The organism is Microbispora rosea, from assembly GCF_044460045.1.
Taxonomy (GTDB): domain Bacteria; phylum Actinomycetota; class Actinomycetes; order Streptosporangiales; family Streptosporangiaceae; genus Microbispora; species Microbispora rosea.
The window spans coordinates 489,655-507,240 of the sequence record NZ_JBITJO010000006.1 but is presented as its reverse complement, the minus strand read 5'-3'; the positions used below and the strand labels follow the sequence as shown (position 1 = coordinate 507,240).

The 17,586-nt window shown below is 71.4% G+C and carries 15 protein-coding genes; 5 read left to right on the top strand and 10 right to left on the bottom strand.

The window, feature by feature from the left end:
* Positions 1 to 8: 8 nt before the first annotated feature.
* Positions 9 to 1,649 (bottom strand): zinc ribbon domain-containing protein, encoded by a 1,641-nt coding sequence (locus tag ACIBK1_RS27155; protein WP_396738526.1) that lies wholly within the window; start codon positions 1,647 to 1,649, stop codon positions 9 to 11.
* Between the two features lie 193 nt (positions 1,650 to 1,842).
* On the opposite strand from ACIBK1_RS27155, the gene ACIBK1_RS27150 reads away from it, so the two are divergent.
* A complete protein-coding gene (locus tag ACIBK1_RS27150) occupies positions 1,843 to 3,027 on the top strand; it encodes a sensor histidine kinase (protein ID WP_051761766.1) in 1,185 nt (394 codons plus the stop codon).
* Positions 3,024 to 3,686 (top strand): response regulator, encoded by a 663-nt coding sequence (locus ACIBK1_RS27145; protein ID WP_396738524.1) that lies wholly within the window; start codon positions 3,024 to 3,026, stop codon positions 3,684 to 3,686. Before ACIBK1_RS27150 ends, ACIBK1_RS27145 begins: the two co-directional genes overlap by 4 nt.
* Here ACIBK1_RS27145 and ACIBK1_RS27140 read toward each other — a convergent pair.
* Positions 3,626 to 4,336, bottom strand: a complete 711-nt coding sequence (locus tag ACIBK1_RS27140) for a hypothetical protein (protein WP_076431800.1) — start codon at positions 4,334 to 4,336, stop codon at positions 3,626 to 3,628. The genes ACIBK1_RS27145 and ACIBK1_RS27140 overlap by 61 nt on opposite strands.
* A gap of 173 nt (positions 4,337 to 4,509) precedes the next feature.
* Between ACIBK1_RS27140 and ACIBK1_RS27135 the strand changes: the two genes are divergently transcribed.
* The 3 genes from ACIBK1_RS27135 to ACIBK1_RS27125 all read left to right on the top strand — a co-directional run bounded on the left by ACIBK1_RS27135 (position 4,510) and on the right by ACIBK1_RS27125 (position 8,476).
* On the top strand, positions 4,510 to 6,630 hold the full coding sequence (locus ACIBK1_RS27135; RefSeq protein ID WP_396738521.1) for a DUF6421 family protein: 2,121 nt from the start codon (positions 4,510 to 4,512) through the stop codon (positions 6,628 to 6,630).
* Positions 6,631 to 6,667: 37 nt separating this feature from the next.
* Positions 6,668 to 7,321, top strand: a complete 654-nt coding sequence (locus ACIBK1_RS27130) for an SDR family NAD(P)-dependent oxidoreductase (RefSeq protein ID WP_030508247.1) — start codon at positions 6,668 to 6,670, stop codon at positions 7,319 to 7,321.
* Positions 7,322 to 7,384: 63 nt separating this feature from the next.
* On the top strand, positions 7,385 to 8,476 hold the full coding sequence (locus ACIBK1_RS27125) for a threonine aldolase family protein (RefSeq protein ID WP_396738519.1): 1,092 nt from the start codon (positions 7,385 to 7,387) through the stop codon (positions 8,474 to 8,476).
* Positions 8,477 to 8,599: 123 nt separating this feature from the next.
* Here ACIBK1_RS27125 and ACIBK1_RS27120 read toward each other — a convergent pair whose 3' ends face one another.
* The 8 genes from ACIBK1_RS27120 to ACIBK1_RS27085 all read right to left on the bottom strand — a co-directional run bounded on the left by ACIBK1_RS27120 (position 8,600) and on the right by ACIBK1_RS27085 (position 17,584).
* Positions 8,600 to 10,234 carry a PucR family transcriptional regulator gene (locus tag ACIBK1_RS27120; protein ID WP_197042628.1) on the bottom strand — a complete coding sequence of 545 codons (1,635 nt, stop codon included), beginning with the start codon at positions 10,232 to 10,234 and terminating at the stop codon, positions 8,600 to 8,602.
* A gap of 50 nt (positions 10,235 to 10,284) precedes the next feature.
* Positions 10,285 to 11,409 carry an o-succinylbenzoate synthase gene (gene menC, locus ACIBK1_RS27115; RefSeq protein WP_030508244.1) on the bottom strand — a complete coding sequence of 375 codons (1,125 nt, stop codon included), beginning with the start codon at positions 11,407 to 11,409 and terminating at the stop codon, positions 10,285 to 10,287.
* Positions 11,406 to 12,212, bottom strand: a complete 807-nt coding sequence (locus ACIBK1_RS27110) for a GNAT family N-acetyltransferase (protein WP_396738517.1) — start codon at positions 12,210 to 12,212, stop codon at positions 11,406 to 11,408. Before ACIBK1_RS27110 ends, menC begins: the two co-directional genes overlap by 4 nt.
* A complete protein-coding gene (locus tag ACIBK1_RS27105) occupies positions 12,209 to 12,418 on the bottom strand; it encodes a hypothetical protein (RefSeq protein WP_396738515.1) in 210 nt (69 codons plus the stop codon). The genes ACIBK1_RS27110 and ACIBK1_RS27105 overlap by 4 nt, the downstream gene beginning before the upstream one ends.
* Positions 12,419 to 12,420: 2 nt before the next feature.
* A complete protein-coding gene (locus ACIBK1_RS27100) occupies positions 12,421 to 13,815 on the bottom strand; it encodes a serine hydrolase domain-containing protein (protein WP_030508241.1) in 1,395 nt (464 codons plus the stop codon).
* Complete coding sequence (locus tag ACIBK1_RS27095) at positions 13,812 to 14,600, bottom strand: ABC transporter ATP-binding protein (RefSeq protein ID WP_063754614.1); 789 nt, start codon at positions 14,598 to 14,600, stop codon at positions 13,812 to 13,814. Before ACIBK1_RS27095 ends, ACIBK1_RS27100 begins: the two co-directional genes overlap by 4 nt.
* A gap of 67 nt (positions 14,601 to 14,667) precedes the next feature.
* Positions 14,668 to 16,572, bottom strand: coding sequence for a dipeptide/oligopeptide/nickel ABC transporter permease/ATP-binding protein (locus ACIBK1_RS27090; RefSeq protein ID WP_396738513.1), 1,905 nt, complete (start codon positions 16,570 to 16,572; stop codon positions 14,668 to 14,670).
* A 1-nt stretch (position 16,573) separates the two neighbouring features.
* Positions 16,574 to 17,584, bottom strand: coding sequence for an ABC transporter permease (locus tag ACIBK1_RS27085; RefSeq protein ID WP_396738511.1), 1,011 nt, complete (start codon positions 17,582 to 17,584; stop codon positions 16,574 to 16,576).
* Positions 17,585 to 17,586: the final 2 nt, after the last annotated feature.

Genomic DNA, 17,586 nt, shown 5'->3' with positions numbered 1-17,586 from the left:
CCTGTAGATCACGAATCGGCTGGGTTCCCGCAGAAGCCGCAGAAGCGGTGTCCCTGCCCCAGCCGCATGCCGCACTGCGTGCAGAACTTCAGCTGCGCCTGTCCCCGAGGCGGCGACGGGTTCGGCGGGTACGAGTGCCCGCGCGGCGGCGAGGGCTCCTCCGGATGCGCGTGCCCGTGCGCCGGCGACAGGTCCGCGGGGTACGAATGTCCGCCGGGCGGGGACGGATCCGCGGGCACGGGAGCCGGCGGCGGCCCCACGACGTCGGGAGACCGGGCGGCCTCCGCCCCGAACACCCTGGTCACGGCGTACGGCGGCCAGGAGTTCTCCGGCGGCGGGTAGGACCCGGCCTCGCCCGCGAACTCCCCCTGCGCGGCGACACCGGGTGCGGCGACACCGGGCACGGGGACACCGGGGTCGGTCTCGCCGCCGGTGCCGGGGCGTGCGGTGCTCCTGCGGCGCAGCAGCACGACGCCCACGGCCAGCAGGGCGAGGACCGCGACGCCGCCGGCCGCCCACACGTACAACGGCACCGACGACTTGGGCGGCGTGACGGCGACCGGGCGCGCCGCCGGTTTGGCGCCGGCGTCCTCCGCGGTGCCCTGCTTGGATTGGGCGACCCGTAGATGGTCGGCCGCCACCGCGTGGTCGGGCCGCAGGTTGAGCACCTGCTGCAGCGCCGGTATCGCGCCGCTGTAGAGCTTGTTGTGGTAGGAGGCGAGCGCGTTCTCGTACACGACGTCGACCGCGCCGCGGCGGGGGGTGACCCCCGCGGCGACCAGCGCGCTGCGGATGTCGTCGGCGGGGGTGATCGTCGCCGGTTCGCCGCCGCCCCCGGAGACGAACCCGACGACCTCGCTCTTGCCGTCGTCGATGAGGGCCGCGCCGGGCGCGCCCTCGTCCAGCAGCTTGGCGACCTTGTCGCGCTCCTTGAAGGTCCGGCTGCCCGGCGGGTCGAGGTGCGCGGTGTCGAGCTTGGGCGGGGTCTTCGCCGAGGGCCTGCCCGGGAGCGACATGACGTCGAGCGACTCGACCGCCCCGCCGATCGTCGTGCCCAGCGGAACGGTCGGCAGCGACTGCTTCTCGCCACCCTTGGTGACCTTCAGCACGGCCGGGGACGCGGGGGAGGTTCCGGCGGTCAGGATCTGCGCGGGCAGGCCCCCGGGCGGCGGTGGGTCGAGGTAGGGGTAGACACTGACGTTGGTCGTGACGTCGGCGATGCAGGTCGATTCGGTCTGCTGCGGCGGATAGCACGCCTGGAGTCGCCGGTCGAGGTCGGCGTCGTCCAGGGAGTGCCGCTTGAAGTCGGCCGGGATCTTCACCTTGAAGTATTCGGCGAACACCCGGTTGGCGGCGTACACCCGGGGATCCTCGGCGGCCTGCACGACCTGGGTCGCGGTGACGACCACGCCGTCGGGCGTGACCGTGAAGCCGCTGCCCTTCGCCAGGTCGACGTCGTAGTCCCGGGCCAACTGCTTGATCACGCCACGGTCGTCGAGCAGCGTGATGCGGACATGCGAGGAGGACTCCACGCGTACCGCGCCGGGGGTGACCCGGTCGGTGGAACCGCTGGGGTGCGGGTGGAGCAAGGGCGCCGCGAGCGCCGACAGCGCGCCCAGCCCCGCGATAAGGGAGTGCAGGCGGGGCATCTGCTTCTCCTATGCCTGTTCGGAACGCCTCAAGCGTCTCAGCGCGGACAGTGCTCGACAAGGTGGGTTTCGTGACCGACACCCACTTGATACAGCGCGATGATCGCGCCGTCGCTTGACGATTACTTGCAGGCCGATTGCGGGAGGTCTGTTCCCTGATGCGCGCTGTGCCGTCAAGGATTACTCTGCGCGCATGCGCTTGTCCCCCCTCCGCTCGGTTCCCCGCGTCGACCTCCTGATCGGCCTCGCGATCATCGCGCTGGGCACCCTTGAGGCGTTCACGGACGCCATGGACTACGGAGCGGCCCGCAATCCCGAGCTGTGGTGGGTCGGGCAGGCGCTGGTCACCGGCGTCCTGGTCTGGTATCGCCGCAGGGCTCCGGTGGCGGTCTTCATCCTCATGATCCTCGCGCAGTACGCCTGGCACCGGCAGGGCAACGAGTCATGCCCGGTCTGGCAGCTCGCCGCGCTGCTCATCGTCTTCCACACGATCGGCGCCCACCTGTCGGTCAGGCACGGCGGCGCCTGGGCGTTCGCGGGCATCCTGATCTTCGACTCGGGGGCCGTCGACCACCGGTTCCTGCCGTTCCAGGAGGTCGTCTACCTCACCGTCATGTTCGGCTCGGCGTACGCCACGGGACTGGCCCTGCACGGCTACCTCCTGCGGGCGCACCGGATGAGCGAACGGGCGGCGCGGCTGGAGTCGGAGCGGGAACGCCGGGCCGCCGAGGCCGTCGCCGCCGAGCGCAACCGGATCGCCAGGGAACTGCACGACGTGGTGGCCCACAGCGTGAGCATGATGGTCATGCAGGCCGGGGTGCTGCGCCGGCGGATGGGCGCGGCGCAGGAAGACGGCCCCTCTCAGGAGGCCGAGATGCTCAGCGGCATCGAGCAGGCGGGCCGAGAGGCGGTCGAGGAGCTGCGGATCATGCTCGGCGCCCTGCGGATGCCGCAGGACGAGGCGCTGCCCCAACCGGGGCTCGACATGGTGCCCAACCTCATCTCGACCGTCGGGTCCTCCGGGCTGCGCGCCACGCTGCGGGTCGAGGGCGACGCCGTACGGCTCGCGCCCGGTCTCGACCTGTCGGCCTACCGGATCGTGCAGGAGGCCCTCACCAACGCGGTCAAGTACGCCGGGGACGCCGACGTGCGCATCCGGATCGCCTACCACCCCGAACGGCTGGAACTCGAGATCATTGACGACGGCGGGGGCGCCGGACCGGCGCTGTCCACCGGCAACGGGCTCATCGGCATGCGGGAGCGGGCCGAGCTGTTCGGCGGCTCCCTGGACGCCGGGCCGCTGCCGGAGGGCGGTTACCGCGTCCGCGCGACGCTGCCCATCTCCCAGGGAGTGCCGATGAGCGAGGCCACGAATTGACCGTCCGCATCGTCCTCGCCGACGACCAGGCGATGATCCGGGCCGGCCTGCGCATGGTGGTCGAGAGCGAGCCCGGCATGGAGATCGTGGGCGAGGCCGCCGACGGCGCCGAGGCGGTCGCCCTGGCCCGCCGGGTGCAGCCCGACGTCGTGCTCATGGACATCTCGATGCCGCGCATGGACGGGCTCACCGCGGCCAGGCAGCTGCTCGACGCGCCCCGGCCGCCCAAGGTCATCATGCTGACGACGTTCGACACCGACGAGAACCTGTACGCCGCGCTGCGCGCGGGCACCAGCGGCTTCCTGCTGAAGGTGTCGCCGCCGGAGCAGCTCGTGGAGGCAATCAGGGTCGTCGCCGCGGGTGACGGCCTGCTCGACCCCGCCGTCACCACCCGGGTGATCGCCTCCTTCGCGGGCCGGCACGAGCCGGTCCGGCCTCCGCAGCTCGCCGAGCTCACCCCGCGCGAACTGGAGGTGCTGCGGATGCTCGCCCGGGGCCTCACCAACGCCGAGATCGCCAAGGAGCTCTTCGTCGGCGAGGCCACGGTCAAGACCCACGTCGCCCGCGTGCTCATGAAGCTGAACCTGCGCGACCGCGCTCAGGCGGTCGTGTTCGCGTACGAGTCGGGCGTGGTGACGCCGGGGTCGGCGCTCGGGTAGTACGACGCCCAATCGGCGTTCGTCATGCGCAGCACCTTGAGACCGAGGTAGCCCATGGCGATGACGGGGGCGCCCCAGAACGGGATCGTCAGCGGGCTGTACGGCACCGCGATGGCGCCCAGGTAGCCCACGGCGACGACGGCCGAAACCCACCAGTGGACGAAGCCGGCGCGCCAGACGGCCAGCAGGAGCAGCGGCAGTCCGATCATGCCGAGGTAGATCCACGGCAGCGTGAACCCGAAGATGACGCCGGGCAGGTTGAACACCTCGTCGAACATCTTCTGGCCCTGCTCGACCGGGTAGTGCTGCCCGAACCACCACTCCACGGGGTCCATGAGGAGCAGCGCCGAGACGCTGATGTAGCCGATGATCGTCATGCCACCGGCGATGTGCCCGAAGACGACGGCCTTCCTGCGCACCAGGTGCAGCAGGCCGAAGGCCGCGATCGGGACGAGCACCCAGCTCCAGTGGTAGAGCAGCGACTCCAGCTGGGCCAGGGCGGGGTTGTCGCCGTAGCTGACCATCTCGCGGTCGTCGCCCCACGTGCCGGGGTCGACGAGGAGCGCGACGAACTGCAGCAGCGGCGCGACGAACAGCAGGACTCCGGTGACGGAGCGCCGGAAGGCCACCGAGTCGGACATTTTGAACATCGATCTTTCCCTTCGGGTCTTTCTCCCTACGGCCGGTGACGGTAGGTGAGCGACCCCCGGGGACTCGTCCGCCGCTCGGATGATGGCTCCTCATCCGCTAGAGCGACTTATCGCTGCAAGGCCGGATATGTGTATATTTTCCGGAAGACGGCTCACAGTACGGGAGATTTTTCATGACGGCTTTCCCGGCGGTCTTGTTCGACGAGGCGCACAGCGAGGCGTGGACGATCCGGCGAGAGGTCGCCGAGTCCATGAATCCCGCCCACCCCGACGACAACAGCTATGCGGAGGCCGCCGGGGCGCTGCGGCGGCTCGGCCACACGGTGCACGCGCACACCGAGGGCCCGATCACCCCGGCCGTGCTGGACGGGTGTGACGTCTTCGTGGTCGCGCACCCCTCGGCCGGGCGCTGGGAGCGCACCACCGGGGTCGGCAGCCCCGTCTTCTCCGCCGAGGAGATCGACGCGCTCGAGGCGTACGTCGCGGGCGGCGGCGGGCTGATCGTGCTGGCCGAGCACGAGCAGGAGAAGTACGGCAGCAACCTGGGCGAGCTGCTCGCCCGGTTCGGGGTGACGGTCGAACACACGACTGTGCAGGACCCCGGCAACTGCCACAACACCGTGGCGACCTGGGTCCTCGGCGTGCCCACCGCGCAGGCCGTGACCGCGCAGGCCGTGACCGGGCAGGCCGTGACCGGGCCGGCCGGCGTGGCCCAGGACCTGCTGGCCGAGGTCAGGCGTGCCTGCTTCTACCGCGCGGGCACGCTCGGCGCGCCGGCCGAGGCGAGCGTCCTGTTCACGACCTCCGGGTCCGCCGACCCCGCGGGCGCCCCGCTCGTCGCCGCCGTACGGCACGGCAGGGGCCGGGCGGTCGTCCTGGCCGACTCCGACCTGTTCGGCGACGACTCGATCCGCGACTACGACCACGAGAAGCTGTGGGGCAACCTGGTCACCTGGGCCGCCCGGGTGCCCGAGGCGTCCGGCGCCGCCCGCGCGTCCCGCCCCGAGGTGGCGGAGGAGTTCGGCCGGCTGAAGGCCGCCGTGGAGCGGCTGCGCCCGCTCCAGGCCAAGGACGGCTCGGTCACCGGCGACCACGACGAGGCCGTGGCGTGCATCAGCGAGATCGTCGACGGCGTCGCCCGGCTCGCGCCGCACTTCCCGCACGACGCCGAGTATCTCGACGCGGTGATGAAGGACTTCCGCGCGTGGGTCGCGGCCGGCCTCGGCAAGCCCGACTTCCTCGACTCGCTGAACCTCTTCCACCCCGACGCCCAGCGGATCGACGGCCTGGAGCACCTGGTCGTCTTCCCGATGTACACCCAGAACGGCAACCCCGACCGCAACGTCGAGGCGGTCTGGATCAGGGTCGTGTGGCCCGACTGGCTGGCCGAGCTGGAGGCGGGCGGCTACGACAACCCGATGTTCGTGCCGATCACGTTCGTCGACTTCACCTCCGGCTACGACACCAACTCGGCCGTGCTGTTCCCCGAGACCGTGGTCGTGCGCCAGACCCCGCCGCGCTTCACCTGGGGCGGCATCTTCTGCGACCGCGAGGCCGCCCGGTTCCGCCGGGTCAGCGAGGCCGCCGCGGCCACGCTGAAGCTGGAGCTGCCGCCGGACGCCGCCCGGCTGCTGGCGTCCCAGGACCTCGCCCAGGACACGTTCGTGCTCTGGGACCTCGTCCACGACCGCACGCACAGCCACGGCGACCTGCCGTTCGACCCGTTCATGATCAAGCAGCGCATGCCGTACTGGCTCTACAGCCTGGAGGAGCTGCGCTGCGACCTCACAGCGTACGGCGAGGCCGTGAAGCTGGAGGCCGCGGGCGTGCCGCACGCGCGGTACGTGCAGTACGCCATCCTGTTCGACCGGCTGTTCCGCTTCCCGATCACCGGCGAGCGGGTGCGCAACTACGACGGGCTCGGCGGCCAGCTGCTGTTCGCCTACCTGCACCGGCAGGGCATCGTGCGGTGGACCGACAACCGGCTCACGATCGACTGGTCGCGGGTCGCCGACGGCGTCGCCGACCTGCGCGGCGAGGTGGAGAAGCTCTACCGCGACGGCATCGACCGGTCCAAGCGGGCCCACTGGCTCGCCGCGCACGAGCTGGTCGCGACGTACGTCGAGCCCGACCCGGCCTCGGTCTGGAAGCAGGGCGTCCAGGCGCTGCCCGCGGAGCAGAAGGCCATGGTCGACGCCGTGCTGCCCGACGAGTTCCCCCTGAGCATGTTCTACGAGGCCCTGCGCCGTAAGCTCACCGAGGTGGTGGAGTCGACCCGGGGCATCCGGGCGTGAGCGCGAACCACGTGGGTGAGATCGGGAGGGGCGTGCGATGAGCAGGGTGATCGTGGTCACGGGGGCGGGCGGTCCGGCAGGCCGTGCCGTCGTCGGGAGGTTCACCGAGCTGGGGGACACGGTCATCGGCGTGGACAAGTCCGGCGCGGAGGGCTGCCTGGCCGTCGACCTGCTCGACCGGGACGCCGTACGCGGCCTGGCCGGGCGGGTGCGGGCCGAGCACGGGCGGGTGGACGGCGTCGTCCACCTGGTCGGCGGCTGGCGCGGGTCGAAGACCTTCGCCGACACCTCGCTCGACGACTGGGACCTGCTGCACGACCTGCTGATCAGGACCCTGCAGAACGTGTCGCTGGAGTTCGAGCCGCTGCTGCGGGAGAGCGGGAACGGCCGTTTCGCGATCGTGTCGGCCCGGGCCGCCCAGAAGCCGACGCAGGGCGGCGCGGCGTACGCGGCCGCGAAGGCCGCCGCGGAGGCGTGGACGCTGTCGCTGGCCGACGCGCTGAAGGACACATCCGCCGCCGCGGTGGTCCTGGTGGTCAACGCGTTGGTGCACGATGAGATGAGGGCCGCGAACCCGGACAAGCCGTATCGGACCTTCACCGACGTGAAGGACCTGGCGGCGGCGGTCGCGGGCCTGTGGGACGAGGAGCCGGCTGCGGTCAACGGCCGCAGGATCGACCTCGTGCCCTGATCTACGCTGCTGATCCGGACCCGCGGCCGGCCTGAACGGGCCGGTCGGGGGCCCGAAACCGCGATGGGGAGACATCTCGTGACAACCGATGCCGTACGCCGGCACGACCCGGCGAGCCGGACGTTCGCCAGTGACAACTACGCGGGGGTGCACCCCGAGGTCCTGGAGGCGATCGCCCTCGCCAACGGGGGACACCAGGTCTCCTACGGCGACGACGTCTACACCGAGGCGGTCCGGGGCGTCTTCCGCAGGCACTTCGGCGAGCACGCCGAGGTGTTCCCCGTGTTCAACGGCACGGCGGCCAACGTCGTGTCGCTGCGCTCCATGTGCGCCCACTGGGAGGCCGTGGTCTGCCCGGAGACCGCGCACATCAACACCGACGAGGGCGGCGCCCCCGAGGTCACCGGCAGGCTGAAGCTGCTGACCGTGCCGACCCCCGACGGCAAGCTCACGCCGGATCTGATCGACCGGCAGGCGTGGGGGTTCGGCGACGTGCACCATGCGCAGCCCCGGGCCGTGTCGATCTCCAACACGACCGAGCTGGGCACGGTCTACACCCCGGCCGAGATCAAGGCGGTCTGCGACCACGCCCACGAGCTGGGGATGGTCGTCCACCTCGACGGGTCGCGGATCACCAACGCCGCCGCCGCCCTGGACGTGCCGCTGCGCGCGCTGACCACGGACGCGGGGGTCGACGTGGTGTCGTTCGGCGGCACCAAGATCGGTCTGCTGCTGGGCGAGGCCGTCGTCGTGCTGAACCCGGAGGCGTCGCGGGGCCTGCCCTACCTGCGCAAGACGAGCATGCAGCTCGCCTCGAAGATGCGCTTCGTGTCGGTGCAGTTCGAGGCCCTGCTCGGGGGCGACCTGTGGCTGCGCAACGCCCGCCAGGCCAACGCGATGGCCCGGCGGCTCGCGGACGCCGTACGGGACCTGCCCGGGGTGAGCGTGCCGCGCCCGGTCGAGGCCAACGCGGTCTTCGCGGTCCTGCCCGTCGACGTGGCCGACCGGCTGCGCAAGCGGTTCCGGTTCTACAACTGGAAGGAGCAGATGGGCGGGGGCGTGGTCGAGGTGCGGTGGATGTGCGCCTTCGACACCACCGAGGCCGACGTGGACGCGTTCGCCGCGGCGCTGGCCGAGGAACTCCGCGCCTCGTAGGGCTCGGTCAGGTCGGCCTCTTGATCCTTCGGCCCGCCGCGATCAGCGGGCCGAAGGGCGGCCTACCCGTGGGCCTGCCGCTGGACGGCCGCCGCGAGCGCGCGGTGACGCAGGGATCGATCGTCAGCGCGGCGCAAGGATGCGCAGTTGCAGCATCGCCGCGAACCGCTGTTCCGGATCGTCGAGGTCGATCTCGCCCACCTCGGCGACGCGCCTGAGCCGGTAGCGCAGTGTGTTGGCGTGGATGAACAGCGCGTTGGCCGCCTTGCCCACATCACCGAGGGCGTCCAGCCAGGCGTCCAGTGATTCGACGAGCCCGGCGTTGTGCCGCTCGTCGTACTCCATCAGACGGGCGATCGCGCCGCCCGGTCGCTCGTCGCGCGCCGCGGCGAGGTCGCGCAGCTCCAGGACCAGGGCGAGCGTCTGAACGTCGTCGAGCCGGGCCACCCGCAGGTTGGTGTGGCCCTCTCGCATCACCCGGAGCACCCGGTCGGCCTGGGCCCTTCCCTGGACGATCCCGCTGATGTCCGATCCCGCGGAGGCGACCGCCACGAACGCGCGGAGGCTCCCACCGACCCGCTCCACGAAGTCGGCGGCGAGCCGGGCGGCCCGCTGTTCCGGGCTGCCCGTCGAGACGACCACGGGCAGCAGGCCGTACACCGTGCCGCCGACGGCCGCCACCGCGGACGACGGCACCGTCACCGACAGATGCACCGACAGCGCGTCCGCGAGCCGTTCGAGCAGGGCGGCCCTGCTCTGGTCCGCCCCAGAGTGATCGTCGTCGGGCGGCAGGCCCGCGCTCACGATGACGAGACGGCGGCCGGAAAGGCCGAGCCGCGCGAGCGCGTCCCGCGCCCCGGCACCCCCCTCCAGGACGGTTCCGACGAGGTCGGTGCGCAGCCTCCGCTGGACGTCGGCACCGGCGCGGATCCGCAGCAGATGCAGCGCGACCAGCTTCGACGCGTCGAGCAGAGCCTCCGTGCGCTCGTCGTCGACGTCGCCGTCCATGGCGGCCCAGATCGAGCCGAGCACCTCGTCTCCGGCGCGTACCGCGATGGCGACGCGTTGCACCGTGATCCCGTCGTAGCCCAGATCCTGCGGCTTGACGACGACCGGCCACTGGAAGCGGTAGAGGTCCCGGAAGACGCCCAGTTCCGTCAGCCGCGTGGCGTACCGCTCGGGCACCTGCCGGCCGATGACCGTCTCCACCCGGGAGGGGTCCGCCTCGTCCTGGCGCCCGGAGAAGGCGAGCACACGGGAGTTGCGGTCCTCGATGGTGATGGGGGCGTCGAGGAGCGCGGCCACGGCGTTGGCCACGGCGAAGAGGTCGCCGGACGGGAGACCCCCGAGCGACTCGTGCCCGATGACTCCGATGTCTCCTTCGGCGAGCACCGAGCGGATGAGCGCGGTGAGCTGTGCCCACGTGGCGCCCCGGCGCAGCCCGATCAGGGCCACGCCGCTCGCGAGGACCGCCTCCCGCACCTCGGGGGTCACGGCGACCGGGGCCCGGACGACGAGGCCCACCGTGTCATGGTCACCGAGCGAGCGGAGCAGCCCGCCCAGCGTGCCACCGGCCGGGTCGACTCCGACGCCCAGCACGAGCGAGCGCGGCGGGAGCACGGGTTCGTCGAGCGGGTCGAAGATGACGAGTCCGCTGATCTCTCCCGGGTGGTCGACGTCGCCGATGACCAGTTCGAGCAGCGTGGTACCGAGGTCGTCCAGCACACGACCGAGGCTGGCACGCGGACGCCGGCTCACGCCGGGAAGTATAGGCGGCCGGGCCCGCGTGTGATCCGATCGGCCGATGACTAGAAGGGGATCCATTCGGCCGACGTCGTCACCGCGTCCAGCACCTCCGGAATGGGGGTGACACCCAGCCCGGGGCCGGCGGGCACCGCGATGTGACCGTCCGCCATCACGATCGGCTCGGTGATGTCCGTCTGGTAGAAGCGGTCAGAGGCCGAGATGTCCCCCGGCAGAGTGAATCCGGGCAGGGCGGCCAGGGCGACGTTGGCCGCCCGGCCGATGCCCGTCTCCAGCATGCCCCCGCACCAGACCGCGAGTCCGTGAGCCGCGGCCAGGTCGTGGATCCTCCGGGCCTCCAGGTACCCGCCGACGCGACCGGGCTTGATGTTGATGATCTGGCAGGCGTCGAGTGCGATCGCCGCGGCGGCGGTCTGCGCGGAGACGATGGACTCGTCGAGACAGATCGGCGTCGCCATCTGCCGGGCCAGCGCGGCGTGCCCGAGAACGTCCTCTTCTTCCAGCGGCTGCTCGATCAGGAGCAGGTCGAACTCGTCGAGCTTCGCGAGGTGGCGCGCGTCGCGAAGCGTGTAGGCCGTGTTGGCGTCGACCTGAAGCGGCACGTCCGCGCCGAAGCGCTCGCGCACGGCGGCCACCGGGACCAGGTCCCACCCCGGTTCGATCTTCAACTTGATGCGTACGTACCCCGCGTCCAGAAATCCCTGGACGACCGTCAGCAACTGCGGGACCGAGTCGTAGATGCCGACCGACACACCGCTGGGGACCCGGTCGGCGACGGCGCCGAGTTCACGACCGAACGAGCGGCCGAGCCCCCGGAGTTCCGCGTCGAGGATCGCCATCTCCACGGCGGCCTTGGCCATGCGCTGTCCCTTGAACGGATGCAGCAGGCCGGCCACGGCGGCCGCACCCGAGCGCGCGATCGCCGCCTGCCCCTCGGGCGACGCCAGCTTCGGCAGGAGGAAGCGTCGCAGCACGTCCACCTGCGAGTCGACGTACTCGCTCGAGTAGAGCGGGTCGGCGAGCGCCACACATTCCCCCCAGCCCTCGGCGTCGTCCGTCACGGCCTTGAGCAGGAGGATGTCGCGCTTGGTCTGCGTGCCGAACGAGGTGCGGAACGGTGATACGAGCGGCATCGAGACACGCCGAAGTTCGATTCCGCGCAGCTTCATGACGTTTCTCCATCGGGTCGGGGGAGCTCGACGAGGTAGCCGAGCGTGAAGTCGAAGTCGACGACGCGACCGCCGGAGGCCATCAGCGGCTCCAGCTCGCCGCGGAGCCGGCGGCGCCAGGCCCCGGCGGCGGCCGCGTCGCCGGCACGGAGGGACTCGATATCGGCCGGAGCCGCCACCCTCCTGCTCGACGGGCCGCCGGCCGGGCGTTCGTACGGTGCTCCCGAGCAGGCGGCGAGGACACGTGGCGAGAGCAGTTCCCAATGGACCAGAAGCCGGTCGGTGTCGTCGCCACCGTTGATCGCGTCGTGCATCGCGCCGTAGAAGTTGGGCAGGTACTCCACCGGGAGCGCCCCCAGTTTGACGATGTTGAAGTAGGCGTTGCGGCTGACCAGCGGATCGAAGGTCCACTCGATCGTGCCGATGCCGCGCGCGAGTGCCCACGCGCGCTGGTGCAGCTTGAGCGCCGTCCCGACGCCGCGGCCGGCCAGCCCCGGCGCCACCCCCGCGATATGGCTGTGCAGGGTGCGTGCCGCCGGCTCCGCGTGGAAGCCGATGCAGACGCCGATGAGCCGGTCTCCGTCATAGGCGCCGACGACGTAGTTGCCCGCCATCGTCAGCGCACGGAGGAACTCGACGGTGATCAACGGGTTCTCCGGCCGGCCCCAGATCCCGACGAGCAGGTCGATCACGGCGTGGGCCTCGTCGAGGTCCCGGACTTCCCGGATCACCACTCCTGCCTTCGCCGCCCATCTCGCCGCCTGGTCCGCCGCCACGTCGAGGGAGGAAGCCTCGATGCTCACGCCTCGCCCTCCAGCGGTTCGGCGGCAGGCTCGCGAACCGGCATCGTGCGAACGAGCAGCCTGCCGGCGACGACATGTTCGTGGCCGGCGTGGGCGCCGCACCGATCCGAGGAGGGCGGCTCGCACTCGACGAGCTCCCGGAGATCGGTCCGGATCGCGCCGGGGCTGAGGTCGGGGCTGAGGGAGCCATGCGAAGTCCCGGGCACGGTCAGCCGAGCTTCTTCGGGGTCGCGCGAGCGCCGTAGTGGACGTACTCCTCGCCGGTGGGCAGCGAGTAGAACCGCACCGGCGCCCACGACTCCATGCCCTCGGGACGGACCGCGTACACGTCCCGCTCGACCGGGATCATCTCGTAGGTCTCGACGGGAATGTCCTCGATCTCGGCCAGGGGACCCATCACCGTGACGCGCAGGACCGGCTTGCCCTCGTCCTCGAGCACCTCCATGCGCACCGACTCGCGCTCGTACGTGCCGGCGTACGGCGTCACGTCGGCCGTCACCGGCTCGGCGGGCGGCTCGAACGGCTCGGGCAGCTTCACACCGGTGAGCTCGTTGAAGATCTCGTCGTAGAGGTTGACGTAGAGGTCGCGCGTGTGGCCGCCGTTGGTGGTGAGCGCGACCGCGACGCCGGCTTCCGGCAGGATGCGCAGGAACGCCGCCTGGCCGACCGTGTTGCCGTCGTGCCCGTGGGCCCGGTGGCCTCGCCAGTCGCACCGGAACCAGCCCAGGCCCCACGAGTCGCCGAGCAGGTGCTTCTCGGGGCAGTCGGTCTGGTAGGCCGACATCGCCGCGACGCTCTCCTCCGACAGCACGCGGGTGCCGTCGGCGGCGAGCCCGCCGGTCATGTGCATCCGGGCGAAGGCGAGCACGTCGGTGACGGTCGCCGTGATCAGGCCGGCCGGACCGACCGCGCGGGGCAGTCCCCCCCACACCGGCGCGACCACCGGCTCCTCACCGCCCTTGATGTGGCCCATCGCGTGGGCGAAGACCATGGCCTCCTCGGGCAGGGTCGTGGTGTGGGTGAGGCCGAGCGGGGAGAAGAGCCTCTCCCTGATCGCCTGGTCCCAGGTCTGGCCGGTGACGACCTCGATGATCCGGCCGAGCACCGAATATCCCGCGTTGCAGTACGACCAGGTGGCGCCGACCGGATGGTTCTGCGCGGAGTCGGCCAGCAGCGCGACGTACTTCTCCAGCGCGTCGTCACCCCGGCCGGTGTCGGTGAACAGATCGCCGTCGATGCCGCTGGTGTGGGTGAGCAGGTGCCAGACGGTCACGGCCGCGGTGGTCTCCGGCTCCCGCAGCCGGAACTCCGGAAGGATCTCCATGACCGGGGTGTCGAGGGCGAACCTGCCCTCGTCCACGAGCTGCATGACGACGGTCGCTGTCCACACCTTGGAGATCGAGCCGATCTGCCACACCGAGTCCGTGGTGGCCGGCTGGCCGGTGCCGGCGTGCAGCACGCCTGTGGCGGCGGTGACGAGTTCGTCGTCGCCGCCGTCGGCGCCGAGCCGGAGAATGCCCAGCTGGGCGCCCGGAACGCCATGCTTGGCGGCGAGCTCGTCGAGCCGGCTCTGCCAGTGCGGCTGGTCGATGGTGGTGGTCACGTGTGCTCCTTCGGGGTGGGGGAGAGGACGTCGTGCCTGTTTCCCGCGGACGCCCGGTGCGCGGCGCCGGGAACGGCGGTGAGGAGATGGCGGGTGTACTCGTGCTGCGGCGAGCCGAGCACCTGCGTGGTGGGGCCGTGCTCGACGATCTCTCCGTCGTACATCACCGCCACGCGGTCGGCGACGTACCGGACGACCGCCAGGTTGTGGGAGATGAACAGCAGGGACAGATCCAGTTCCCGCCGCATCTCACGGACGAGGTTGAGCACGGCGCCCTGCACGGAGACGTCGAGCGCCGAGGTGATCTCGTCGGCGAGGATCACCTCGGGCCGGGCGGCCAGGGCGCGGGCCAGCGCGACCCGCTGGCGCTGGCCGCCGGAGAGCCGGCCCGGGCGGTCGTCGGCGCGTGCCGCGTCCAGATGGACCAGCGCGAGGAGACGCGCGATCTCCGCGCGCCGAGCCTGTTTGCCGAGGCGCTCCCGCATGGCCTCGGCGATGCTCTCGCCCACGGTCATGCGCGGGTCGAGCGAGGAGTACGGATCCTGGAAGACCATCTGCACCGGGCGCTCGCGCCCGCGGGTCGGCACCGGCCGATCGTCCAGCAGAATCCGGCCGCCCGTCAGGGGCGCCAGGCCGACGGCGGCCCGGGCCAGGGTCGACTTCCCCGACCCCGACTCGCCGACGAGGCCGACGATCTCGCCCTGGGCGATGTCGAGGCTGACGCCCTTCAGCACGGTGTGCGAGCCGTAGCTGACGGAGACGTCGCGGAAGCTGAGGACGCTCATGCTGTCCCCTCGCCTGACGGCTCGGGGTCGCATGAGCGAAGCGCGCTGTGTCTATTGATTCGCTCGCTCATGCGGTCACCTCCGCGGTGTCGGTGGGAAGCGCCTGTCCGGCCTTGTGGCACGCGACGCGGTTGCCCGCCGCGTCGGCCTGGAGCCGGGGCTCGGCCGTGCGGCAGTGGTCGTCGGCGAGCGGGCAGCGGGCCGCGAAGGCGCAGCCGGGCGGAACCCGGGAGGGATCGATCGGCAACCCGGGAATGACGGCGAGCGGCTTGGTCAGGTCGGTCTCCATGTCCGGCACGGCCGCGACGAGCGCCCGCGTGTACGGGTGCCGGGCGAGCGTCCGAAGGTCCTGCGCCGGAAGTTCCTCGACGATGCGGCCGGCGTACATCACCAGCACCCGGTCGCACACGTCCGTCACGACCGAGACGTCGTGGCTGATGAGCAGGAGGGCGGCGCCGGTGTCGCGGCGCACCTCGGTGAGGAGTTCGAGGACCTGTCGCTGCACGGTGACATCGAGAGCGGTGGTCGGCTCATCGGCGATGATGAGCCGCGGGGTCCCCATGAGGCCCATGCCGATCATCGCCCGCTGGCGCATTCCCCCGGAGAACTCGAAGGGATACTGCCTCGCGCGCCGCTCGGGCTCGCGGAGCTTGACCGCACGCAGGCGATCGACCGCACGGGCGAAGGCCGCCCTACGGCTCAGGCCTTGGTGAAAACGGCTCACCTCGGCCAGTTGCGGACCGACCCGGTGAACCGGGTTGAAGGACGTCATGGGGTCCTGGAAGACGACGGCCAGCGACGTGCCGAGGCGCTTGCGCCGGGACTCGGGATCGCCGGCGGCCATGAGGTCTTCTCCTCCGAAGACCAGGTGATTCGCCTCGACACGCGTCGGCTCCTCGATGAGCTGGGCCAGGGCCAGCGCCGTCATGGACTTGCCCGAGCCGGACTCGCCGACGACACCGACGGCTTCGCCGTCCCGGATGGCGAAGGTGACGCCCCGCACCGCCCGGATCGGGTTCCGGGCGGCGGGAATCGTCACCCGCAGGTCTTCCACCGAAAGGACCGTGCCGGCGTCGGCGGACGCCGTCGTGGCCCCTGAACCGCGGATCTTGCCGGCGGTGTTCCGGACCTGGCGCGGCCGCACCACGCCGGGGATCACGTCGATGCCGAAGGCGGCCGCGAAGGCCTCACCCGTGAGGTTGAACGCGAGGCCCGCGAGGATGACGGCGATGCCCGGCCCGAGCGCGGCGAGGGGGTGGACGTATATGCCGTTGAGCCCGTCCTGCATGAGCTTGCCCCAGTCGTAGGACGGGGCTTGCACGCCCAGCCCCAGGAACGAGAGCCCGGCGAACGTGAGCAGCGCCCCGCCGGCGGCCATCGTCGCGTTGACGATGAGCGGCTGGGCGATGTTCGGCAGCGCGTGGCGCAGCAGGATGCGCAATCTGCTCACGCCCGCGATGCGGGCCGCGGCGATGTAGTCCCGCTCCGAGATGCCGGCGATGAGCGTGTGACACAGCCGGGCGAACGCGGGCGCTCCGGCCAGGCCCACCGCGAGTGCCGCCCCTCGCGCGCCGACGCCGAAGATGACGGCGAAGAACAGGACGAGTAACAGGCCGGGGAAGGCCACCAGCACGCTGACGGCGCCTGTGACGAGCCGGCCCGCGCGCCGCCCGACCAGCAGGGGCGCGGCGCCCAGAACGATGCCCAGCGCCATGCTGATCGCCGTCGCCGCGAGTGCCAGCGCGATCGAGAGCCTGGTGGCCACCAGCACCCGGAAGAAGAGGTCCCGGCCGAGGTTGTCGGTGCCGATCCAGTGGCCGGCCGAGGGCCCGGCGAGCAGGTTTCCCGTGTCGACGACCGTGGCCCGTCCGTCCCACAGGACCGGTCCGAACACGGCGACCAGCAGGACGAGGACGAGGAGGCCGAATCCGACCAGGCCGACGGGCCTGAGCAGGACGCGTGCCGCGCGCATCTCAGCTGTCTCCGATCGCCGAACGGGGGTCGAGCAGCGCGAGCACCACGTCGACGAGGGTGTTGATCAAGAGGACTCCGACTCCGTAGACGAGCACGGTGCCCTGCACCAGCGGATAGTCCTTCGTAGTGATCGAGGAGACGATCGTGGAGCCGAGACCGGGCCAGGCGAACACGTTCTCCACCAGGACCGTTCCGGCCACGAGCGAGCTCAGCAGCAGACCGCCGAGCGTCAGCGTCGCCGTGACCGCGTTGGGCAGGGCGTGCAGGAGATGGATCCGCACCGGGGTCAGCCGCTTGGCCCGTGCCGTGCGGATGTAGTCGGCCTCCATCACCGCGAGCATCTCCACGCGGACGATGCGCGACAGGACCGCGGCGGGACCGATCGCCAGCGCGAGCACCGGAAGCACATAGGAATCGAGGCCGTCGCGACCCGCCACAGGGAAGAGGTGGGTCTGCACCGCGAGCAGGTAGACGAGCCCCACGCCGAACAGGAAGTCGGGGATCGCGCCGAGCACGATGTTGGTCCCCGTGAACGCGAGCTCCGTGCGCCGCCTCCTGCCCCGGCGGGTGAGCACCGCCATCACGACGCCCAGGGGCACCGCGATGAGCATCGAAAGGACGAAGGCGGCCACGGCCAGCTCGGCCGTCGCGGGCAGCCGCTGCGCGATCGTCTCGCTCACGGGAAGGCGGCTGGTGATCGAGGTGCCCAGCTCCCCGTGGAACAGGTGCACCAGGTAGTCGGCGTACTGCCGCCAGAGCGGGTCGAGCAGACCGAGCTCCCGCGTACGTGCCAGCACCAGGTCCGCGGGCGCGGTCGGCCCGAGCGCGGCCCGCACCGGATCACCCGGGATCAGATGAATCATCAGGAACGAGGCGGTCACCAGGATCCAGAGCGACAGCAGCAGGCGTCCCGCCCGCCGGACGGCGAAGCGGAACCACCTGTGCGCCCACAGGCCGCCCAGCCAGCCGGGGAGGCCGCGCGGGACTGTCGCCGACGTCGATTCGCTCATCG

Bases quoted from the DNA above. Each gene is read 5' to 3' on its own strand.
- ACIBK1_RS27155 (WP_396738526.1), bottom strand. From the start codon at position 1,649: ATGCCCCGCCTGCACTCCCTTATCGCGGGGCTGGGCGCGCTGTCGGCG.
- ACIBK1_RS27150 (WP_051761766.1), top strand. From the start codon at position 1,843: ATGCGCTTGTCCCCCCTCCGCTCGGTTCCCCGCGTCGACCTCCTGATC.
- ACIBK1_RS27140 (WP_076431800.1), bottom strand. From the start codon at position 4,336: ATGTTCAAAATGTCCGACTCGGTGGCCTTCCGGCGCTCCGTCACCGGA.
- ACIBK1_RS27135 (WP_396738521.1), top strand. From the start codon at position 4,510: ATGACGGCTTTCCCGGCGGTCTTGTTCGACGAGGCGCACAGCGAGGCG.
- ACIBK1_RS27130 (WP_030508247.1), top strand. From the start codon at position 6,668: ATGAGCAGGGTGATCGTGGTCACGGGGGCGGGCGGTCCGGCAGGCCGT.
- ACIBK1_RS27125 (WP_396738519.1), top strand. From the start codon at position 7,385: ATGGGGAGACATCTCGTGACAACCGATGCCGTACGCCGGCACGACCCG.
- menC (WP_030508244.1), bottom strand. From the start codon at position 11,409: ATGAAGCTGCGCGGAATCGAACTTCGGCGTGTCTCGATGCCGCTCGTA.
- ACIBK1_RS27095 (WP_063754614.1), bottom strand. From the start codon at position 14,600: ATGAGCGTCCTCAGCTTCCGCGACGTCTCCGTCAGCTACGGCTCGCAC.
- ACIBK1_RS27090 (WP_396738513.1), bottom strand. From the start codon at position 16,572: ATGCGCGCGGCACGCGTCCTGCTCAGGCCCGTCGGCCTGGTCGGATTC.
- ACIBK1_RS27085 (WP_396738511.1), bottom strand. From the start codon at position 17,584: ATGAGCGAATCGACGTCGGCGACAGTCCCGCGCGGCCTCCCCGGCTGG.